21 protein-coding genes are annotated in these 21,476 nt (G+C 33.7%); 15 read left to right on the top strand and 6 right to left on the bottom strand.

From position 1 onward, the window contains the following. Positions 1-28 precede the first annotated feature (28 nt). Together ABD859_RS23655 and ABD859_RS23650 are read left to right on the top strand one after the other, a co-directional pair. Positions 29-862, top strand: coding sequence for a hypothetical protein (locus ABD859_RS23655; RefSeq protein ID WP_345147321.1), 834 nt, complete (start codon positions 29-31; stop codon positions 860-862). A gap of 185 nt (positions 863-1,047) precedes the next feature. Continuing rightward, positions 1,048-1,644, top strand: a complete 597-nt coding sequence (locus ABD859_RS23650; RefSeq protein ID WP_345147320.1) for a Crp/Fnr family transcriptional regulator — start codon at positions 1,048-1,050, stop codon at positions 1,642-1,644. A gap of 160 nt (positions 1,645-1,804) precedes the next feature. Here ABD859_RS23650 and ABD859_RS23645 read toward each other — a convergent pair whose 3' ends face one another. Further along, a complete protein-coding gene (locus ABD859_RS23645) occupies positions 1,805-2,176 on the bottom strand; it encodes a group III truncated hemoglobin (protein WP_345147318.1) in 372 nt (123 codons plus the stop codon). A 198-nt stretch (positions 2,177-2,374) separates the two neighbouring features. On the opposite strand from ABD859_RS23645, the gene ABD859_RS23640 reads away from it, so the two are divergent. The 10 genes from ABD859_RS23640 (at position 2,375) to ABD859_RS23595 (ending at position 12,607) form a co-directional block, all read left to right on the top strand. After that, the gene (locus ABD859_RS23640; protein ID WP_345147317.1) at positions 2,375-2,746 is read left to right on the top strand and encodes a hypothetical protein; all 372 of its coding nucleotides are present in this window, start codon (positions 2,375-2,377) and stop codon (positions 2,744-2,746) included. 72 nt (positions 2,747-2,818) lie between these two features. Continuing rightward, positions 2,819-3,670 (top strand): hypothetical protein, encoded by an 852-nt coding sequence (locus tag ABD859_RS23635; protein ID WP_345147315.1) that lies wholly within the window; start codon positions 2,819-2,821, stop codon positions 3,668-3,670. A 61-nt stretch (positions 3,671-3,731) separates the two neighbouring features. After that, complete coding sequence (locus ABD859_RS23630) at positions 3,732-5,726, top strand: TonB-dependent receptor domain-containing protein (protein WP_345147314.1); 1,995 nt, start codon at positions 3,732-3,734, stop codon at positions 5,724-5,726. 212 nt (positions 5,727-5,938) lie between these two features. Further along, a complete protein-coding gene (gene nadA, locus ABD859_RS23625; RefSeq protein ID WP_345147313.1) occupies positions 5,939-6,871 on the top strand; it encodes a quinolinate synthase NadA in 933 nt (310 codons plus the stop codon). Positions 6,872-6,887: 16 nt separating this feature from the next. Continuing rightward, entirely contained in the window at positions 6,888-8,411 is a 1,524-nt protein-coding gene (nadB, locus tag ABD859_RS23620; RefSeq protein WP_345147312.1) for an L-aspartate oxidase, read from the top strand. A 20-nt stretch (positions 8,412-8,431) separates the two neighbouring features. After that, positions 8,432-9,163: an iron-sulfur cluster repair di-iron protein gene (gene ric / locus ABD859_RS23615; RefSeq protein ID WP_345147311.1), complete on the top strand. Its 732-nt coding sequence runs from the start codon at positions 8,432-8,434 to the stop codon at positions 9,161-9,163. 11 nt (positions 9,164-9,174) lie between these two features. Beyond that, complete coding sequence (locus ABD859_RS23610) at positions 9,175-11,298, top strand: ribonucleoside triphosphate reductase (RefSeq protein ID WP_345147310.1); 2,124 nt, start codon at positions 9,175-9,177, stop codon at positions 11,296-11,298. Next, positions 11,252-11,443, top strand: coding sequence for an anaerobic ribonucleoside-triphosphate reductase (nrdD, locus tag ABD859_RS23605; protein WP_345147309.1), 192 nt, complete (start codon positions 11,252-11,254; stop codon positions 11,441-11,443). Before ABD859_RS23610 ends, nrdD begins: the two co-directional genes overlap by 47 nt. Next, positions 11,388-12,116: an anaerobic ribonucleoside-triphosphate reductase activating protein gene (locus tag ABD859_RS23600; RefSeq protein ID WP_345147308.1), complete on the top strand. Its 729-nt coding sequence runs from the start codon at positions 11,388-11,390 to the stop codon at positions 12,114-12,116. The genes nrdD and ABD859_RS23600 overlap by 56 nt, the downstream gene beginning before the upstream one ends. Positions 12,117-12,160: 44 nt before the next feature. Further along, positions 12,161-12,607, top strand: coding sequence for a copper resistance protein CopD (locus ABD859_RS23595; RefSeq protein ID WP_345147307.1), 447 nt, complete (start codon positions 12,161-12,163; stop codon positions 12,605-12,607). A gap of 36 nt (positions 12,608-12,643) precedes the next feature. On the opposite strand, the gene ABD859_RS23590 is transcribed toward ABD859_RS23595, so the two are convergent. The 3 genes from ABD859_RS23590 to ABD859_RS23580 form a co-directional block, all read right to left on the bottom strand. After that, the gene (locus ABD859_RS23590) at positions 12,644-12,829 is read right to left on the bottom strand and encodes a hypothetical protein (protein WP_345147305.1); all 186 of its coding nucleotides are present in this window, start codon (positions 12,827-12,829) and stop codon (positions 12,644-12,646) included. A gap of 197 nt (positions 12,830-13,026) precedes the next feature. Beyond that, the gene (locus tag ABD859_RS23585) at positions 13,027-13,227 is read right to left on the bottom strand and encodes a hypothetical protein (RefSeq protein WP_345147303.1); all 201 of its coding nucleotides are present in this window, start codon (positions 13,225-13,227) and stop codon (positions 13,027-13,029) included. A 107-nt stretch (positions 13,228-13,334) separates the two neighbouring features. Then, a complete protein-coding gene (locus ABD859_RS23580; RefSeq protein ID WP_345147301.1) occupies positions 13,335-14,936 on the bottom strand; it encodes a Na+/H+ antiporter in 1,602 nt (533 codons plus the stop codon). A 189-nt stretch (positions 14,937-15,125) separates the two neighbouring features. Here ABD859_RS23580 and ribB point away from each other — a divergent pair, with 189 nt between their 5' ends. Together ribB and ABD859_RS23570 are read left to right on the top strand one after the other, a co-directional pair. Beyond that, complete coding sequence (ribB, locus tag ABD859_RS23575; RefSeq protein ID WP_345147299.1) at positions 15,126-15,788, top strand: 3,4-dihydroxy-2-butanone-4-phosphate synthase; 663 nt, start codon at positions 15,126-15,128, stop codon at positions 15,786-15,788. Positions 15,789-15,791: 3 nt separating this feature from the next. Next, on the top strand, positions 15,792-16,364 hold the full coding sequence (locus ABD859_RS23570; protein ID WP_345147296.1) for a Crp/Fnr family transcriptional regulator: 573 nt from the start codon (positions 15,792-15,794) through the stop codon (positions 16,362-16,364). A 148-nt stretch (positions 16,365-16,512) separates the two neighbouring features. Here ABD859_RS23570 and ABD859_RS23565 read toward each other — a convergent pair whose 3' ends face one another. Next, a complete protein-coding gene (locus ABD859_RS23565; RefSeq protein WP_345147294.1) occupies positions 16,513-18,210 on the bottom strand; it encodes a ribonucleoside-diphosphate reductase subunit alpha in 1,698 nt (565 codons plus the stop codon). Positions 18,211-18,222: 12 nt separating this feature from the next. Continuing rightward, the gene (locus tag ABD859_RS23560) at positions 18,223-19,197 is read right to left on the bottom strand and encodes a ribonucleotide-diphosphate reductase subunit beta (protein WP_345147292.1); all 975 of its coding nucleotides are present in this window, start codon (positions 19,195-19,197) and stop codon (positions 18,223-18,225) included. Between the two features lie 734 nt (positions 19,198-19,931). Here ABD859_RS23560 and ABD859_RS23555 point away from each other — a divergent pair. Beyond that, positions 19,932-21,419 (top strand): ankyrin repeat domain-containing protein, encoded by a 1,488-nt coding sequence (locus ABD859_RS23555; RefSeq protein WP_345147290.1) that lies wholly within the window; start codon positions 19,932-19,934, stop codon positions 21,417-21,419. Positions 21,420-21,476 lie beyond the last annotated feature (57 nt).

Below are 21,476 nucleotides of genomic sequence, written 5' to 3'. Positions count from 1 at the left end.
AAATAGTGCCGGCATAATAAAATATAAGATGAAAAAATATATAAAATCACTCGCCATTATTGCTGCATTTTTTGCAGCATCAAATAGTTATGGTCAGGATAAAAAACAAGAGTTTTCTATTTCATTGGGCGGTCCGTTTTCGTTTATAAAATCTACAGGAGGAGAATATGTTCCCGGAAATGGTATCAACGCAGGACTTCGCTATGCATACTATTTAAATGAAGGCTTGAGTTTAGGTGTTGGTGTTGAATACCAAACTTATACTTCTGACTCTAAATTTAGTTACATATTCGGGCAGTACAATACTGTTGATCCGGAAAACGAAGCTTTTCAATTTAGATACCGACTTACTAATTTAAGAGAAGAACAAAAACTGACTTACATTAATGTTCCTATCAACATTCAATTTGAAACTCCGGGCACATCAAAACTATATGTTTCTGCCGGAGCTAAAATAGGTTTTGCTTCAAGCGGCACCTATCAGTCAACAATTGGAAACAGTACTACAAGCGGTTATTACCCACAATATAATGTAGAATTATTTAGTCCCGCTTTTGCTGGTTTCGCCAATGTTAATGATCTAAAAACACCAGAAAAAGACCTTGATACAAAAGTTTCATATTCTGCAACTTTTGAAACCGGTTTAAAACAAGAATTAGGAAATAGAAATTCTATTTATATTGGTACCTATTTAGATTATGGTCTTAATGATATCTATGATAAAAAAGAGAACAAAAATCTGATTCAGTACAATGCTGATGTTCCTGTAGAATTACAATACAACAGCGCTTTCGATTCTGGTTTTGCAAGAAACATGAGATTAGTATCTTATGGTATAAAACTAAGATTCGCAATACGTTAGTACTTCTTACTATCTATACCAAAAAGCTATTCATACTTTATGAATAGCTTTTTTTGTTTATCCTAAAACCTAACATTTATCATATTTTTATTTTTTATGATTTCATTTCTTTGTCCAAGTTAAAAGAATAAAGCATTGGGTTTACCATTTTATAATCCAACGCATTTGAAGTAATTGTTGACAAAATGCATATTGATACTGATTTACTTTATACTTGGGGTGCTGTAGCTAAAAAAGTGCCTAAAAATGCTATTATCTTTTATGAAAATGATCCGCCTCTTTCTTTTTTTCAAATTTTAGAAGGCACTGTAAAAATGAGTTACACAAATGAAGATGGCAAGGATCTAACAATTGGCGTCTTTAACGAAGGAAACAGTTTTGGAGAACCGCCATTATTTATTGGTCAGCCCTACCCTGCTTCGGCTATTGCACAAACAGATTGTGTTATTTTAAAACTCTCTAAAGTAAATTTCTTTTCATTTCTGGAAGAGAATCCAGAAATCCAGTCAAAAGTTTTAAAATTATTTGCATGGAAAATTTATAATAAAATTGTCTTCTCAAAAAATATTATCAACCATAAACCAGAATATCGAATTCAGTATTTTCTTGATAACCTCAAACGACAACACAACAGCAAACCGTCACAAAAAATGAAAATTCCGTATACAAGACAGGAAATTGCAGATTTTACGGGTTTACGTGTAGAAACCGTTATCAGAACCATTTCACTCATGAATAAGAATAAAAAAATTGAAATTATCGATCACAAGTTATTTTACTAATATCAATTCTTGACAATTTTAAAAGATAACAAACTATGATTCAAATCATATTTCTAAAAAAAAGCTTTTTATTTCTTTGCAAAGGTTAAAAGAAAATTATTAATTCAAACTTAATAACATTCAAACGAAAAACGGGAACCATAGAAGTTCCCGTTTTCTTTTAGTTAATTACTTTATTCATCATAGCTTTGGCAATATTTTTTGCTCTGATTTTTACCTCATCTGCTTTTTCCCCTTCAAAAAAATCATCTACCGTTTTTTTCCACAACTTAGTCCAATGCAAAAAATGTGCTTCGGTTAAAGTACTTTTTTCATCCAGCATTCGGTGTTTCATCATTGGATTTCCGTCAAAATTTCCGGTATGAAAAAGAATATTATCCCAAAAGTCATACATAATCGGGAGATGTTTTTCCCAATTTACAAGAGCCACCTCATTAAACAAATAGCCTATAATCTCATCCGTTTTAATTTTTTGATAAAAAGCATCTACCAATATTTTAATATCCTCCTTATTTCTAATGTCGGTTTTCATACACTTTTTAAATATTAATTTTTTAAGCAATAATAAACAGTACCAAAATTAAAGCCCTGCTTAAAATAATTTTTTCTTTACCGTTTTTCAATTCAGTAAACTTCATCAAAATTCTAAAACCTGTTTTTCTTAAAATATGACTATAATCATACTCTTCGAAAAATGTTCATGATACCTTCGCAGTCTCAAAATACAAGTATGAAATTTTGTGTTTACATATTCTTTTTTGCTTTAATGTTCAGACCCGCTTTTCCATTTCTGGATTATGTACTGAATTACCATTATATAGCAACAGAATTATGTGAAAACAAAAACAAACCAGAATTAGAGTGCAATGGAAAGTGTCATTTAAAAAAAGAATTGGCAAAAGCTTATAAAAATGATATTCCGTCCTCAAACGAAAAGAAAACTGAAACGACAGAAACGGTTATATTGTTTATTGTAAGTCTTCCGGTTTTTAGTTTTGATAAAGACAATAAACACATTCAAAAAATACATTTAGAATATCAAAATCTATATTCTCATTTAGATACTGTTTTTGTATTTCGTCCGCCTATTTTCAACTGTTAGTTTTTAATACACTTTATTTCTTCTAAAGCAATTTGGCAGATACAATATTACCCATACTTAAATTACTATCACATGAAAATCTTAAAATACACAGCATTATTATTACTTGCAATTATCACTTTTTCCTGCTCATCTGATGATGATAACACTCCCCAAATTCCGGCAGATGAAACAATCGGACTCAAAAAAGTCCAGGAAATATCAAATGACAGCCACACAATCGAAGTGTATGCTAAAAAAGACAGTCTCGTTCAGGGTTATAATCATATTACGTTAAGAATTAAAGACAAAAAAGACGGCACTTACATTAAAGATGCTCAAATAGACTGGACGCCTATTATGCACATGACCATGATGCAGCACTCATGTCCAAAATCTGATATAACTAAAGTTTTAGATAAGCAGACTTTATATACCGGTGATATAATTTTTCAAATGGCACAAAACGAAACTGAATATTGGGAACTAACTGTAAACTATACCATTAACAATATTTTGTATACAGCAAAAGACAAAATCAAAGTTTCGGCTTCAAAAAAACAAACTGTAACCTCATTTACAGGATCAGATGGTGTTCGTTATGTAATGGCGTACATAGAACCAGAAACTCCAAAAGTGGCCCAAAACGATATGACAATTGGGATTTACAAAATGCAGGATATGATGACATTTCCGGTTGTAAATAATTTTAAGGTAAAAATAGATCCCAGAATGCCAAGTATGGGAAATCACGGATCACCAAACAATGTCGATTTAGTTCAGTCTGAAACAAACGGTTTTTACAAAGGCAGACTTTCTTTAACCATGACGGGTTACTGGAAAATTAATCTTCAGCTTTTAAATCCTGAAAATGAAGTTCTAAAAGGAGAAGCAGTAACAACAGAAAATCCGGCAAGCAGTCTCTATTTTGAAATCGAATTCTAAAGACTTCTAATAACAAGAAAGAGGCAAAAACAATTGTCTCTTTCTTTTAAAGTATCTTAAAATGAAAAATACAATCGCAGTTATCTTAACTGCAATTTCAACAATATGCTGGGCACAGGAAAAACAAACGGATAGTATAGAAACAGTAAAACTAAATGAAATAATTGTCATTGGTAAAAAAGCAGCTTTAAACCAAAAACAGTCAAAATCGCTTACATCTGTAGAAGATTATCTTCAAAAATCATCTAAAATAAACATGATAAAACGTGGTGCCTATGCCTGGGAACCCATGATTAATAATATGTCGACAGAACGCACTGTTATTACAATTGACGGAATGCGGATTTTTGGTGCCTGTACAGATAAAATGGATCCTGTAACATCTTATGTAGAAGTTTCAAACTTATCTGAAGCCAATGTTACCTCCGGTCAGCAGGCAAGCTGTCACGGCGCAGCAATTGGCGGTTCTCTCGATTTAAAGAGAAATGTATACAGCCAGAAACAAAACGGCTGGAACGGCGGTTTAAGTTCAGGATATGAAACTAATAATCAGCAGAAAATCATAGGCGGATCATTTGGCTATAATGATCATAAATTCTACAGTCATATTGATTTTATGCATCGTGATGCCGAAAATTATAAAGCCGGCAATGGAAAAGAAATCAGTTTTTCTCAATTTACAAAGTACAATATTTCAGGCACTGCGGGTTACTTTATCAATATCAAAAATCTGCTCGAAGCAGCAGTAATTTATGATAAAGCGACTAATGTGGGTTATCCGGCACTTCCTATGGATGTTTCATTGGCAGAAGCCAAAATCTTGTCGCTGAGTTATAAATACATGCCAGATTCCGGCTGGATTTCTAATTGGGAAACAAAAGCATATTTCAACACCATTACGCATAAAATGGATGATACCAAAAGACCTTTTGTTCCTATACACATGGATATGCCCGGCTGGTCTGATACATATGGGGTTTATTCTAAAATGAAAGGAAAATATGAAAACCATGAATTTCTGGCTGATTTAAATTCTTTTTACAATAAATCAATTGCCGAAATGACGATGTATCCAAAAGATCCCGCAGAAAATTTGATGTTCATGTACACCTGGCCTGATGTTAGAACTTTTTACAACGGATTATCGCTTGAAGATAATATCAAAATTACACGCGAAAGCATTATACGAATAAGTACAAATCTGGGATTTCATTCTAACACCGTCGCTAATGATTTTGGATTACAGAGTCTCCGCATTTTTTATCCCGAAATGGAATCTTCAAAAAACCGATTCTTAAAAAGTTTTTCAGGAAATTACAGTAAAAACAATGGAAAACTGGAATATGGTTTTGGTTTGGCTTACGCCGAAAGAGCTCCGTCGGTTTCAGAAGGATACGGATTTTATTTGTACAACAGCAGCGACTTTTACGATTACATAGGAAACCCAAATTTAAAGAACGAAAAAGCTCTGGAAGGTAATGCTTTTTTAGGTTTTAAAACAAATCGACTTCATGCTAAAATAAGTGCTTCCTACTTCCATATTTCAGATTATATCATTGGTAAAATTGATCCTGAGGCTCTGCCTATGACAATTGGCGCTTCTGGAATAAAAGTTTACGACGCAATGCCGCATGCCGTTATATTTAATACTGATTTTAATTTTGATTATTCCATTGCAGAAAACTGGCAGTTAAAAAGCCAGCTCGTTTACAGTCTTGGCGAAGATAACGAAGGAAATAACCTTCCATTTATAAGTCCGTTTCGTTACAATGCCGGAATCGATTTTAAAAAAGAAAAATTCAATGCCGGAATTCTGGTACTTGGCAATCTGGCTCAAAACGATTTTGCTAAAACTTACGGACAAACCAAAACACCAGATTATTTAATTTTTAATATCAATGCCGGATATAATTTTAAATGGAACCAAAATACTGCGCAAATACAAACCGGAGTCGAGAATATTTTCGATAAATATTACACGACATTTTCAGACTGGAACAAAATTCCAAGAATGGGCAGAAATGTTTTTATTAATCTCACTTTCAGCTTCAATTAGAAAACATTGATTTAAAGACTTTTAATTAAACAATAAAAAAATAAACATAAAATAGTATGACTGGAATCATAATTTGAAAAATTTGATGATACTATATTTACCCTATCAAATGAATGTATTAATACATTTCAAAAACAAATTTTAATAAAACCACAAACTTCCTCAACAAAGTAATTAATACTTAACGGTTAGGAAAAACAAGACTCAAAAAAATGGACAAATCATTTTTGATACCCGAAATCATCCGCTTAAAACAAGAAAAAAATGCTGTAATTCTGGCTCATTATTATCAAAATGAGGAAATTCAGGAAATTGCAGATTTCATTGGAGACAGTCTTGAATTATCAAAAAAAGCACAAAATACAAATGCTGATATTATTGTTTTTGCCGGAGTTCATTTTATGGCAGAAACAGCCAAAATACTTAATCCGGATAAAAAGGTAATTCTTCCGGATTTAAATGCCGGATGCTCGCTTGCAGACGGCTGTGATCCCAAAGATTTTAAAATTTTCAAAGAAAAATATCCAGACCATGTAGTCGTTACCTACATTAACTGCTCTGCCGAAATAAAAGCCATGAGCGATTTAGTCTGCACTTCATCAAATGCAAAAAAAATTATTAATTCGATTCCTTCTGATAAAGAAATCATTTTTGCTCCCGATAAAAATTTAGGTAACTATCTTCAAAAACAAACCCAGCGTGAATTGGTTCTCTGGGATGGTTCCTGCGTGGTTCACGAAGCTTTTTCGATGGAAAAACTAATCGAAATTTACAATAAAAATCCAACCGCTAAGATCGCGGCACACCCGGAATCTGAAAGCCATATTTTAAAAGCAGCACATTACATTGGCTCGACTTCCGGCATTATTAACTTTATTAAAACGGATCCTGCTGCCGTTTACATTGTGGCTACAGAAGCCGGTATCCTGCATGAGCTTTCAAAAGCGGTACCTGATAAAACGCTGATTCCGGCTCCTTCCACAGAAGATAACAGCTGTGCCTGCAGCGAATGTGCATTTATGAAAGTAAATACGCTCGAAAAATTGTATTGGTGCCTTAAAAACGAAAGTCCTGAAATTATAGTAAATGAGTCTTTGCGAATGGAAGCGCTTAAACCCATTCAAAGAATGCTTGAATTGTCATAAACTAAATAAACAAACCATGCTTAAAACAGACATCCTTATAGTAGGTTCTGGTATTTCAGGATTATTTTTTGCCATGAAAACAGCAAAAAAACGTCCAGATTTATCGATTGTGATTATGACAAAAAAAATGGCAAAAAATACGAGTACACAGCTTGCCCAAGGCGGTATTGCAGTGGTGACTAATTTATTGCAGGATAGTTTTGAACAGCATATACAAGATACTTTAAAATCCGGCGGCGGACAATGTGATGAAGAAATCGTAAAAATGGTTGTAGAGCAGGCTCCGGAAAGACTTAAGGAATTACTGGAAATTGGAACTTCGTTTGATAAAAACCAAAACGGACAATGGGATTTGGGTTTAGAAGGCGGACATTCGCAGCATCGAATTCTGCATCATAAAGATCGTTCCGGGCTGGAAATAGAAAAAAAACTCCTGAATATAATAACCGAATTACCTAACATACGATTATTTGAAAATTATCAGGTTATAGATCTTAATACGGAAAAGAAAGAAAATGAAACTCATTGTACAGGTGCATTTTTTTATGATAAAAACGAAAATAAAATAAAGTATATCCGCTGCAGATCTATAATTCTTAGCACCGGCGGATGCGGCAATCTTTTTGAAAATACTACAAATCCTGAAATTGCAACCGGAGATGGAATCGCTATTGCAGCCCGCGCCGGAGTAGAAATTGAAGATATGCAGTACATTCAATTTCATCCAACGGCTTTATACACAGGAAAAAAAAGTCAGTTATTTTTAATTTCAGAAGCCGTTAGGGGTTTTGGAGCTTATGTAGTAAACGAAGATCAAAAAAGGTTTTTATTTAAATACGATTCAAGAGGAGAACTGGCTACACGCGATATTGTTTCACACGCCATTCACAAAGAAATGCATGAAACTCAAAAAAAACATGTATATCTCGACTGCAGGCATTTAGACATGAAAGCTTTCTATAAAAAATTCCCGGCCATTACCTCGCATTGTAACGAACTTGGCTTATTTCCTGAAAAAGATTTGATTCCTGTTGTACCCGCGGCACATTATCAATGCGGAGGCATTAAAGTAGATAGAAACAGCGCCACGGCAATTCCAAACCTATATGCTGTAGGCGAATGTGCCCGAACCGGACTGCATGGAAAAAACCGTCTGGCTTCTAATTCGCTTCTCGAGGCTTTGGTATTTGCCCATCAGGCATCTGAGAATATCGATAAAACAATCGAATTATATCAGTTTTCCTCAAAAGTGCTGATTCCAAAATTCCCAAACAAAGAAATCAAAACAGATTATGTTGCCTTTTTAATTTTAAAAAAAGAGATACAAGCCCTTATTACGAATTTTTATTCCAGTGAAGAACGCAATACTGATTATGCCATTCATAAAATAAAATTGATAAAAAATGCTGCTGAAACACTCATACACAATCAGGAAATCACGATTCCGTTTATCGAATTTTCAAATATGCTTACAGTGGCTTTAATCATTATTAAACACTGCAAAAAAAGAAAGTCCCCATATATTTTGTCTTTAAATTAAACATAACCAACACTATCATTATGAAAATAACCAGTAAAACCACAATTGGCGAGATCGCAGCAAATGATTTTAGAACAGCGGCCATTTTTACCAAATACAACATCGATTTTTGCTGTAAAGGGCATCGTACTATTGAAGAAGTATGCAGAAAAAGAGATATTCAGGAAGCCGTTTTAATAGAAAAACTGGAAGAAGCAAAAACTCAGGCCGCCAACCAATCATTTGATTATAAATCATGGCCTTTGGATTTGTTAACAGATTATATTATAAAAACGCATCATCGCTACATAAAAGAAAAAACACCGATACTTTTAGAATACCTGCACAAATTATGCAATGTTCACGGCGAAAATTTTCCTGAATTATTCGAAATATTTAAGATTTTCAAAGCTTCTTCTTTAGATCTTGAAGAACACATGGAAAAAGAAGAACGTGTACTTTTTCCTTTCATCATACAAATGAAAAGAGCACAAAGCAAAGGTTTTTCATTAGAAACAACTCCGTTTGGAAGCATCGAAAATCAGGTAATCATGATGAAAGAAGAACATAATCTGGAAGGACAGCGTTTTAGAAAAATTGCCGCATTAACCAATAATTATATTCCGCATACAGAAGCCTGCAATACTTTTAAAGCCGCTTTTGCAATGCTGGAAGATTTCGAAATAAACCTGCACAAACATATACACATGGAAAACAACATACTGTTTCCAAAAGCAATTATGCTTGAAAAAAACTTTGAGCAAGTGCCTTAAATTATATTATCATGGAAAAATATGTGATCAAACGAAACGGAGAATACAAACCTTTTGAAGCCTATAAAATTCAGGATGCCATTCAAAAAGCTTTTAAAAGTGTTAATCTGCCGATGGATAAAAAAGTCCTAAAAATTGTTCTTACCGGACTCGAATCTAAATATTCGTGGCCTGTAGAAGAAATTCAGGATATAATAGAACGGGTGCTTTTTGAAAATGGTTATTTCAAAACCATGCGCTCGTTTATTATCTATCGCCATACCCGTAAACTTCAGAGAGAACATATTAATGGCCTTAACGACGATACTACTTATGTAGACAGCACACAAACAGTCGAAGAATACATTAACCAGTCTGACTGGCGAATTAATGCAAATGCCAATACTTCGTATTCCAACGCTGGTTTAGTAAGCAATACAGCCGGAAAAATAATTGCCAATTACTGGCTCGATAAAATTTATACTAAAGAAGAAGGCGCAGCACACAGAAACGGCGATATTCATATTCATGATCTTGACTGCCTAACGGGATATTGTGCCGGATGGAGTCTTCGTGTGCTTTTAAATGAAGGATTTAACGGCGTTCGCGGACGTGTTGAAAGCAGACCTCCTTCGCATTTTAGAGAAGCATTGGGACAAATGGCAAACTTTCTTGGAATTCTACAAAGCGAATGGGCCGGCGCTCAGGCATTTAGTTCTTTTGATACCTATTTAGCTCCTTATGTATTTAAAGATCAGCTTTCGTATGATCAGGTTTTAAAAGGCATTCGCAGTTTTGTGTACAATTTAAATGTTCCGGCCAGATGGGGACAATCGCCTTTTACCAATGTAACGCTGGACTGGGTTGCTCCTGCTGATTTAAAAGAACAAATTCCAACAAGAAATGACGAACATTTATTTCTTTATTCAAACGATCCGGAGTTAGTTTATAAAGCCAAAAAAAGAGGTGTTAACAAATTAACGGATTTGAAATATGGTGATTTTCAAAATGAAATGAACCTCATAAACAAGGCTTATTACACCATCATGACAGAAGGCGATACAAACGGTCAGCCTTTTACCTTCCCTATTCCAACAGTAAATATTACAGAAGATTTTGACTGGGAAGGAGAAAACGTCGATTTATTGTTTGAAAATACGGCCAAAGTTGGTTCATCTTACTTCCAGAATTTTATGGGAAGCCAGTATATTCTGGACGATAACGGAAACAGAATTGAAAATCCAGACGCTTATAAACCAAATGCTGTGCGCAGTATGTGCTGCCGTTTACAGCTTGATCTCCGCGAATTATTAAAACGGGGAAATGGTCTTTTTGGAAGTGCAGAAATGACCGGAAGCATTGGCGTTGTGACCATAAATATGGCACGTTTAGGATATCTGTATAAAGGAAACATTATTAATCTGTTTCATCATTTAGATGATCTTCTTAAAATTGCCAAATCGACTTTGGAGAAAAAAAGAATGTTTATTCAAAAAATGTATGACCGAGGTTTGTATCCATATACACAACGCTATCTATCACATTTTAGAAATCACTTTTCTACAATTGGCGTAAACGGAATGAATGAAATGGTACTAAATTTTACTGATGGAAAACAAGATATTACAACCAGTTCAGGAATTCATTTTGCTTCAGAAATTTTAGATTATATCCGCGACCGAATGAAAGAATTTCAGTCTGAAACCGGAAACTTATACAATCTGGAAGCTACTCCGGCAGAAGGAACAACATATCGTTTTGCAAAAGAAGATAAAAAGCGTTTCCCTGATATATTACAGGCCGGCTGTGGTGAAAATATTTATTACACAAACAGTTCTCAAATTCCGGTTGACCATACTGATGATCCTTTTGAAGCGTTGCTGCTTCAGGATGCGCTACAGTGTAAATATACCGGCGGTACGGTTCTGCATCTTTATATGAGAGAAAAAATAAGCAGTCCTGCAGCTTGTAAAAACTTCGTTAAAAAAGTACTGACCAATTTTAAACTGCCTTATATAACCGTAACGCCGGTTTTCAGCATCTGCCCTATTCATGGTTATCTAAACGGTGAACATGAATACTGCCCAAAATGCGATGAAATAATTTTAAATGAAAATAACCAACAAACGCTACTATATGAAAACACAGTCTCATGAAATTCCCGAAAAGCAAAATGCTAAAAGAAGCAAATGTTTAGTATATACAAGAGTAATGGGCTATCACAGGCCTGTAGAAAGTTTTAACATTGGAAAAAAAGGCGAACACCAGCAGCGAACACATTTTAAAGAAATTTCAGTCTAATAAAGCTGTTTACAGCATAACACCTTTTACTTTATTAGACTACCCGGATAGAGCAGCCTGCATAGTGTGGTTTGCGGGCTGTAATATGCGGTGTTTGTATTGTTATAATCCAGATATAGTTTTAGGAAAAGGCCGACAGGATTTTAAAAGTGTACTCGATTTTCTGAAAACAAGAACAGGATTATTAGACGGCGTAGTCCTTAGCGGAGGCGAATGCACCATTCATAAAAGTATTATTCCTTTTATCGAAAAAATAAAAGCCTTGGGATTTTTGGTAAAAATAGATACCAATGGCTCAAAACCAAAGGTTTTAAAACAATTAATTGAGAAAAATTTAATGGATTATGTCGCTTTAGATTTTAAATCGCTGCCAACAAGTTTTAAATCTATTACACAATCCAATGTATTTGCTGAATTTGAAGAAAGTCTGAAACTTTTAATGAATTCCTCCATTCCGTTTGAAGTCAGGACTACGCTTCATTCAGCACTTATTTCTGAAAGTCGTTTTTTAAAAATGATCCAGTACCTTGAAAACAAAAAATATGAAGGAAATTATTATGTACAATACTTTATGAATAACGTTCCCACTATTGGTCAGTTAGGACATTCAGATAAATTACTAAACACTGAAAATTTCTCAACCTCAAAAATAAAAGTTATTTTTAGAGAATAATAACTCACTGATTTTTTGAATACTTAACTCTAAAAAACAGTACTATGACACTTCATCATTTTATTTTAATAATTCATCTTTTGGCAGCCACAATTTGGGTAGGCGGACATCTTACATTGAGTATTGTTTTTCTGCCCTCGGCTTTACGAAAAAAAGACCCAAATATTATTTTAAATTTTGAAAGAAAATTTGAAACACTCGGAATGTCTTCTTTAATAACACTTGTTATTACCGGAATCTGGATGGCGTATGATTTTGGTGTTACAATCGATTCCTGGTTTCATTTTTCAGGAAGTTTTGAAAAAGTAGTTTCCACTAAATTAATCTTGTTATTTCTTACCATTCTATGTGCCTTAATTGCTCAGTTTAAAATTATTCCCAATCTTAATGAATACAATATAAAAAAGATGGCCGTTTTAATCATTACCGTTACTTCAATAGGCATTATTATGCTTATTTTAGGATCAACATTACGATACGGAGGGATATAAAAAAAACCGTAAAAAATTACGGTTTTAAATAAGATACTAATTTCTCTTTTTTTGCTGTCCCGGTGCATATTCTTTTGCACTTTTGCTTCCTGACATTTTCTTAGCCTGTCCCGGCGGAATTTTTCCTGAACCAGTAGAAGGTGACGAACTGTGAACGCTGCAGCCAGCAATACACACTGCCATAAAAGCAAGAGATAAAAATTTAATAAAATCAGTTTTCATTGTTTAATTTTTTTTTTGAATCAAAAATACGCGTTTAAATGAACCAGAACGCTTTTAAAATCTCAAATACTTCTTTCAAACTGTATTCTATTTTAATTCTAAATAATAATATTCTGTATTTATTAAAAACAAAATCTAAAACAATAAAAAACCCGCAATGAATAAACATTGCGGGTTAAATTTTAAATTTAAAATTCCTATTTCTTAACAGAATCTGCAGGAACTGTTCTCATTGTATCTGTAGAAGTTGTATCTACCTCAGGACCTACGGTATCAATCATAGTTTCTGTTGAATCTACAGAAGTAGATTCTATCGTAGTTTCATTCTTCTTACAAGAAAATGCAAGTCCCGTTAACAGAATCAGCAATGCGATTTTGGTTTTTAATATCGTTTTCATAATTATATTTTTTACTGTTTGTATTCAACTTAATATTCCAAATTTAAAAAACTGGTCGTGAATACATTTACATAATTATGACAATCATTTATAAGATTCAGGAAATTCTATTCGTCATACATTTCCATCCATAATCTGGTTTCTTCCAGATCAAGTTCTTTTTCAATTTTTCTAAAAATCTCTTCGTTTACAGAACCTTTTTTATGCATACTTTCAAGATTAGCACGCTCTACGTTTAAAAGGTCGATTTGAACTTTGGTAAATTCATTAAAAATCTGCCCGCCTAATACTTTTCCATTTCCAAAAAAGTTTGCAGGAAGTTCCGTTTTCTGCAAGCGATTAAACTTAACTTCATATTTACTTTTAATATTATGAAGCAATTCACCATCCAGCAAAGAAAAATTATCTTCAATATGCGAAATAGTTTCAGAAACAATTTTATTTCTTACATCATATTCTTCGGCAAGAATAGAATAACGTTGTATTTTAAGTTTTTTAATCAGCCACGGAAGCGTAAGTCCCTGAATTACCAAAGTAGATAATATAACACAAAAAACGAGGTAGATAATTAAGTTTCTTAACGGAAACTCTTCAGTTTTATTAAGCATTAACGGAAGTGCCAAAGCTGCGGCCATAGACACCACTCCCCTCATTCCAGACCATCCAAAAATAATCATGTTGCGATAATCGAATTCTTCTTTTTCGCGGATTTTTTTACTCAATATTCGCGGAATTATCGTGGCGGGAATTACCCATAAAAAACGAACCAAAATAACAACGATACTTATTACAGATCCCCATACAAATAAAGAATTACCGGAGTAATTACTGATTCCCTCTATAATTTGACGCAATTGAAGACCAATTAAAATAAAAATCAATCCGTTGAGAATATTATTTAAAACATCCCATATTGTATTAGTCATGATTCGGCTTTCATGAGAAAAAATAGTACCAGACCTTGCCGCTAAAAAAAGACCAGTTGCTACAACTGCCAAAACGCCTGAGCCATGAAAATGTTCAGCAATTAAATACGATGCAAAAGGCGTTAATAATGTCAGCGTTACCTCGATAATATCATCACACACAAATCTTTTATGAATGTAATACATTATAAAACCAACCGCGAGACCAACTGCTATTCCAAGAACTGACATCAAAACAAAGTTTAATCCAGCCTGCCATAAAACGAAATTCCCCGCTGTAATAGCCGTAAGTGCATATTTGTAAGCAACCAGACCACTTGCATCGTTTACAAGACTTTCTCCTTCAAGAATGGCAATTAATCTTGGATGTAAACCTAATCCTTTAGTAATCGCAGTAGCCGAAACTGCATCTGGAGGCGAAACAATGGCACCTAATAAAAAAGCTAACGGCCAAGAGATATCATCTATAAGCCAATGTGCCACAACGGCAACTAAACCGGTAGTAAAAAATACCAAACCAACAGCAGCTAATGTTATGGGACGGATTGTCTGTTTAAATTCAGACCAGCTTGTATGCCATGCCGCATGGTATAAAAGAGGCGGTAAAAATATAATAAAGACAATTTCCGGACTCAGTGCTATAACCGGAAGTCCCGGAATTACGCTAATAATTACACCGCACATAACGAGCACAATAGGAATTGGAAAATTATATCTTTTACTTACTAAACTAAGAAAAGCTACGCCAAAAAGCAGCATGATAATTACTGTAATATTTTCCATTTTTTACTGCAAGTATTATTTATTTGGGATGATAATTTGAGGTGCTAAATTAAGATTTTATGATAATTAAATTAGAATATCACTAAAAAAAGAATAGTCAATTTATTGACTTACATCAAACTTTTTAAGCGCTGACAAGTTTAGATTTGTTTTCTATTTATTTCAAAAAAACAACTTCAATATAATACAATGATAAGTACAGAACTAAGTCCGTTAGTGCAATTTGGAATTACCAGTAAAGAACGTGTAGAAAATGCTCTTGAACAGCTTAAAAACGGAAGAGGAATTATAGTTACAGATGATGAAAACCGCGAAAACGAAGGCGATCTTATTTTTTCTGCACAGCATATAAATGTTCAGGATATGGCGCTTATGATTCGCGAATGCAGCGGTATTGTGTGCCTTTGTCTGCCAAATGAAAAAGCAGATCAGCTGGATCTTCCTTACATGGTAAAAGAAAATACAAGCAGTTTTCAAACACCTTTTACAGTAACAATTGAAGCAAAAAAAGGCGTGACAACCGGAGTTTCTGCATCCGATAGAATTACAACCATAAAAACCGCCATTGCACAAAATGCAAAACCGGAAGATCTTGCCAGACCGGGACATATTTTTCCTCTTCGTGCAAAAAATAATGGCGTTTTAGAACGAAACGGACACACAGAAGGAAGTGTCGATTTAATGAAATTAGCCGGTTTACAGCCCGAAGCAGTTCTTTGCGAATTAATGAACGAAGACGGTACTATGGCTAAACTGGACAAAATCGTTAGCTTTGCACAACAACATGATTTGGTAGTATTATCGATCGAAGATATTATCTATTACCGTAAATTCGTGAGGGATTACAAATAAAAAATGATATACGAACAGCTTGGCAATTACATCAAAAAAAACATTGACGTTTCTGACGAAGATTTAAATACGATTCTCTCCTATTTTAAACCTTTAAAGAAAAACAAAAACGAACTGCTGCTGGAACAAGGACAAACCAGCCAACACACTTTTTTTATTGGAAAAGGCTGTGTAAGGATCTTTTTTATTAATGAAGAAGGAAAAGATGTAACCCGATATATTGGCTTTGAAAATCAATTCGCTACAGCTTTAGTCAGTTTTATTACCAAAAAGCCCGCTGCAGAAAATATTCAGGTTATCGAAAAATCAGAATTGCTTGCCATTGCCCATGAAGATTTTAATTATTTAATGAAAATAATTCCGCAGTGGCGTGAGTTTTACAGTAATTATCTCGAAAAAGCATATGTCAATAATGCCAATAGATTAATGTCGTTTACTACTATGGATGCTTTAGAAAGATACAATCAGCTTTTAAAAATAAATCCAGCTATTGTAAAACGGCTTCCCAATAAAATTGTAGCTTCTTATATTAATATTTCACAAGAAACCTTAAGCAGATTAAAGTCGAAGATTTAGAGTTTTATTTGCCACAGATTAAAATGATTTTCACAGATTTTAATCTTTTTAATTCTTTTAATCTGTGGCTGAATAAAAAGAAATTTGTGATTCGTGAATTCGTAGCGCTAAAAAAAAGCCGAATCTAAACGACTCGGCTTTATAATTTTTATGATTCACAACTGCTGCAAGAAACAAGACTTGTAACCAATTCTTTAGAAACACTCTGGCTTCTTTGGTAATACAGACTTTTAACTCCCTGCTGCCACGCTTCGATCATTAAACGGTTTACATCTTTAATAGCCAGTTCTGCCGGAATATTAAGATTTAAACTTTGTCCCTGATCTACAAATTTCTGGCGAATTCCTGCTTGTTGTACAATTTCAAGCTGGCTGATTTCTTTAAATGTTTTAAAAACATCTTTTTCTTCCTGAGTCAATTGTTCCATATGCTGAACACTTCCTCCGTTTAGCATAATTCCTCTCCAGATTTCTTCATTATCTAAACCTTTTTCTTCTAATAGTTTTTTAAGGTATTTGTTTTTACGCATAAAATTACCTTTACTTAATCCGGCTTTGTAATAATTACTGCTGAAAGGTTCAATTCCCGGTGAAGTCTGTCCTAAAATAGCAGAAGATGAAGTGGTAGGCGCAATTGCCATTGTGGTTGTATTACGTCTTCCGTAACCTTTTAACAATTCTGGTTCGCCGTAAATTCTGGCCAATTCCTGACTTGCTTTATCAGCTTTGTCACTAATATGTTTGAAAATCTCAGTCGTTTTCATTTTAGCTTCCATTCCTTCAAACGGAATCATATTTTTCTGCAGGTAAGAATGCCATCCTAAAACACCTAAACCTAATGCACGGTGTCTTTTTGCAAACTTATTTGCTGCAGAAAGATAATAGTTACCTTCTGTTTTTTCAATGAATTCCTGTAAAACAGCATCTAAGAAAAAGATTGCCAGTTTAACCGCTTCAGTATCTTTCCATTCTTCATACAATTCTAAGTTCATAGAAGAAAGACAGCAGATGAATGATTCGTCATGAGTTGACGGAAGCATAATTTCACTGCATAAATTGCTGGCGTTGATTCTAAGATTTTGATCTTTATATACCTGCGGTTTGTTTTTATTTACGTTGTCACTAAAGAAAATATAAGGCAGACCTTTTTGCTGACGGCTTTCTAATACTTTTGCCCAAACTTGTCTTTTTTCTACATCGCCGTCAATCATTTCCTGCATCCAGTAATCCGGCACACAGATTCCAGTAAACAAGTTTTGAATTGGATTTCCAATACTTTTAATTTTCAAAAACTCCTCGATATCCGGATGGTCAACATCAAGATAAGCAGCAAAAGCACCTCGGCGTACACCACCCTGTGAAATAGTATCCATAGCAGTATCAAAAAGTTTCATAAAACTTACAGCCCCGCTGCTTTTCCCATTATCAGTTACAGCACTTCCGCGTTCGCGCAGTTCACCAAAATAACCAGACGTTCCGCCGCCTATTTTAGTCTGCATAATAACTTCACCTAATTTATGAGTAATTCCTTCAATTTTATCCGGAACGTGTACGTTAAAGCAAGAAATTGGCAAACCTCTTTCGGTTCCCATATTAGCCCAAACCGGAGAACTAATGCTCATCCAGCCGCGCTCAATCATTTCTACAAAAGACTCTTTTAATTCCGGTTTGTATAATCTTCTTGCGGCTGCAGTACAAATTCTGTCAATTGCACCTTCAACCGTTTCACCTTTTAGAAGATAACCACGATTTAAAATTTGTTCACTCTCTGAGTTCTTCCACCACATTTTAGTTCCCGCTTCATTCTGCGGAAGACTATTTACTTCATTTGTATCTATTGTATTCATAATTGCTGCTGTTTAGAAAAGGTCGTTTGCCGTGATGCTTTTATCGTGTTTTGTATATTCTACCGGACGTTTTGCAAAGAAATCATCCAGGCTGTTTGCAAAAACTTCTTCTTCAAACCAGGCAAGAGCTTTATAATCTTCGATATTTACATTAAATATAGTTGGAATACCTATCTGTTTTAAGCTCTCATCAATTCTAAACTTCATAAAATTGACTAAATCGCCTTTTTTAATGCTTTCGATTTCACCTTCTTCAAATATCCAGTCTAAAATATCTGATTCTACGGCAATAGAATCTTTAACCGTTTCTCTAACTAATTCAAGAGTATCGGCATCAAAATAATCCGGAAATTCTTCTCTGATTTTATTAATGATGTAAATACCACCGTTGGCATGAATCTGCTCATCGATAGAAGTCCACGCAATAATGTTGCTTACATTTTTCATGTAACCTTTAAATCTTGTAAAAGAAAGCAGAATAGCAAACTGGCTGAAAAGCGAAACATTTTCTATAAGGATACTGAATAAAATCAGCGAAACCATATATTTTCTGTTATCCTGAGAGCGAGTATCTTTTAAAACATTTGAAAGATAATCTACACGACGGCGGATAACCGGAACATCAAGCAGTTTTTCAAACTCATCATTATAACCTAATACTTCCAAAAGTCGCGAATATGCTTCAGAATGTCTGAATTCGCACTCTGCAAAAGTAGTTCCTAAACCATTAAACTCCGGTTTTGGAAAATGCTCGTAAATGTTTCCCCAAAAACTTTTTACGGCTACCTCAATCTGGGCAATTGCCAGCAGACTGTTTTTTACTGCGGTTTTTTCTGCTAATGTTAAATGAGCATGAAAATCCTGAGTATCTGCAGTAAAATCAACTTCAGTATGTACCCAATACGCTTTATTTATCGCTTCTGTAAATTGTAAAACCTCCGGGTATTCAAAAGGTTTATAATTGACTCTTTTATCAAATATAGACATATATATAGTATTTATCGGTGACTAATTTTAGAATAGAAAATAACAGAATTTGGGGAAGGATAACTGCGTTTTCTATACATACAAAATTAACCCTCGAATCTTCTTTTGTCTAAATTTTGATGTTAAAAATCCGAGCAATTATCAACAGGTAAACCTATGTTAAAAACCATTAAAAAAACTATTTATTAACATGGACATAATTTTCTGTAGTTGCCGAGTTATCAGTTATTTATACTAAATCTAAATAGAGTTGTCAACAAAAAAATCTGAAATATTACATGAGATAAAAAAACAGTTATCAACAGAGTGTTTTTAATTTTTAAGTTTTTTCTTTCAGGAAATGATTTTTTTCAAACAAAATTTTCGTCTTCAAAAACAAATTTTAATGGTAAGAAAGTAAATAGCTGCACAGCAGAATGTTATAGCAAAACAAAAGCTAAAAAATTAAATACCAACATGTTAAATTAAAATTGAAATAAAAAATATTAAACAATTTTAAACTAAAACATAAAATCCTTGTCTTACAATTTTAAAATTATTTAGAGCAGCTGATCGCAAACTATAAAATACAAAAAATAAATTAAAATATCATTAGAATTCAACTTTTGAAGCCAATAAAACTTGATTTCAAAATATTAATTTCTACATTTGCCATTATTTTGATTTATTCTAAATAGACTTATATCTCATCTATCATTTTTGGTAATCAAATACCAATAAACACATAATATAATATGAAAAAGAATCTTTTTATTTCTTTAGCATTAGCATCGGCATTCTTCGTTAATGCGCAGCAAAAAAATACATTATTAGAACAATCATTTTGGAAAACTTCTCCAGATGTAAATACTGTAAAAGCTGAAATTGCAAAAGGAAACAATCCTGCAGAAGCTAATGTAAATGCTTTTGATGTTGCAACGCTGGCTATAAACAACGATGCGCCAATTGCAACTATTAAGTTTTTAATCGATCAGCCGGGAAATTCAATTACAAAATTAACCCACGATAATCGTATTTATCTGCACTGGGCGGCCTACAAAGGAAATACTGAATTAGTAGATTATTTAATTGCAAAAGGTTCTGATATTAAATTTGAAGACAGCCACGGTACAACTCCTGTAGATTTTGCTGCTGCAAACGGACAATCTAATCCGGCATTGTATGATACTTTTTTTAAAGCCGGAATCGACCCAAAGAAAAAATATGCAAACGGTGCAAACTTATTGCTTTTAGCCATTTCATCTGATAAAGATTTAAAGGCAGCTGATTATTTTGCAACGAAAGGAATGTCGCTTAAAGATGTAGATAACGATGGAAACACAGCCTTTACTTATGCCGCAAGATCTGGAAATATTGATCTTTTGAAAAAACTTTTGGCTAAAGGAGTAAAACCAAATGATAACGCTCTTTTTACTGCTGCTCAGGGAAGCCGTAGAGAAACAAATACAATTGAAACTTATAAATATTTAGTTGAAGAAGTAAAACTAAAACCAACGGCGCAGAATAAAGCCGGACAAAATGTACTTCATATTTTAGCTGGAAAACCAAACCAGACTGAAATTGTAAAATACTTTTTAAGCAAAGGAACTGATGCAAACAAAGCAGATAAAGAAGGTAATACGCCTTTAATGGCTGCAGCATCGGCAAGAGAAACTTCGGTTTTAGAACTTTTACTTCCTTTAGCTAAAAACGTTAATGCACAAAACTTAAAAGGAGAATCGGCTTTGACAAATGCAGTAAGATACGGAACTCCAAATGCGGTATCTTTACTTTTAAATAAAGACGCTGATGTTACTATTAAAGATAAAGACGGAAACAATTTAGGCGTTTATTTAGTGCAGTCTTACAGACCAGCCGGAAAAGATGCTTCGGCAGATCCTTTTGATGCAAAAGCAAAACTGCTTCAGGATAAAGGATTAGATTTAGCAGCAGCTCAAAAAGACGGAAATACATTATATCATTTGGCGATTACTAAAAATGATGTTGCACTTCTTAAAAAAATCACAGCACTAAAAGCAGACATAAATGCCAAAAACAAAGATGGTTTAACAGCTTTACACAGAGCCGCAATGACTTCTAAAGATGATGCTGTTTTAAAATATCTTATCGAAGCTGGTGCTAAAAAAGATATCAATACAGAATTTGACGAAACCGCTTATGCATTGGCAAAAGAAAACGAACTTCTGACTAAAAACAACATTTCGGTTGAGTTTTTAAAATAATGCTTTTTTAAAATTCAAATTCGAAAATCTAAACTTTAAATTCCATTAAAATTCTAA

It is taken from the genome of Flavobacterium ginsengiterrae (genome assembly GCF_039539785.1).
Classification (GTDB): domain Bacteria; phylum Bacteroidota; class Bacteroidia; order Flavobacteriales; family Flavobacteriaceae; genus Flavobacterium; species Flavobacterium ginsengiterrae.
Note: the sequence above shows the minus strand (reverse complement) of the source record. Positions and strands in the feature narration are given on the sequence as shown.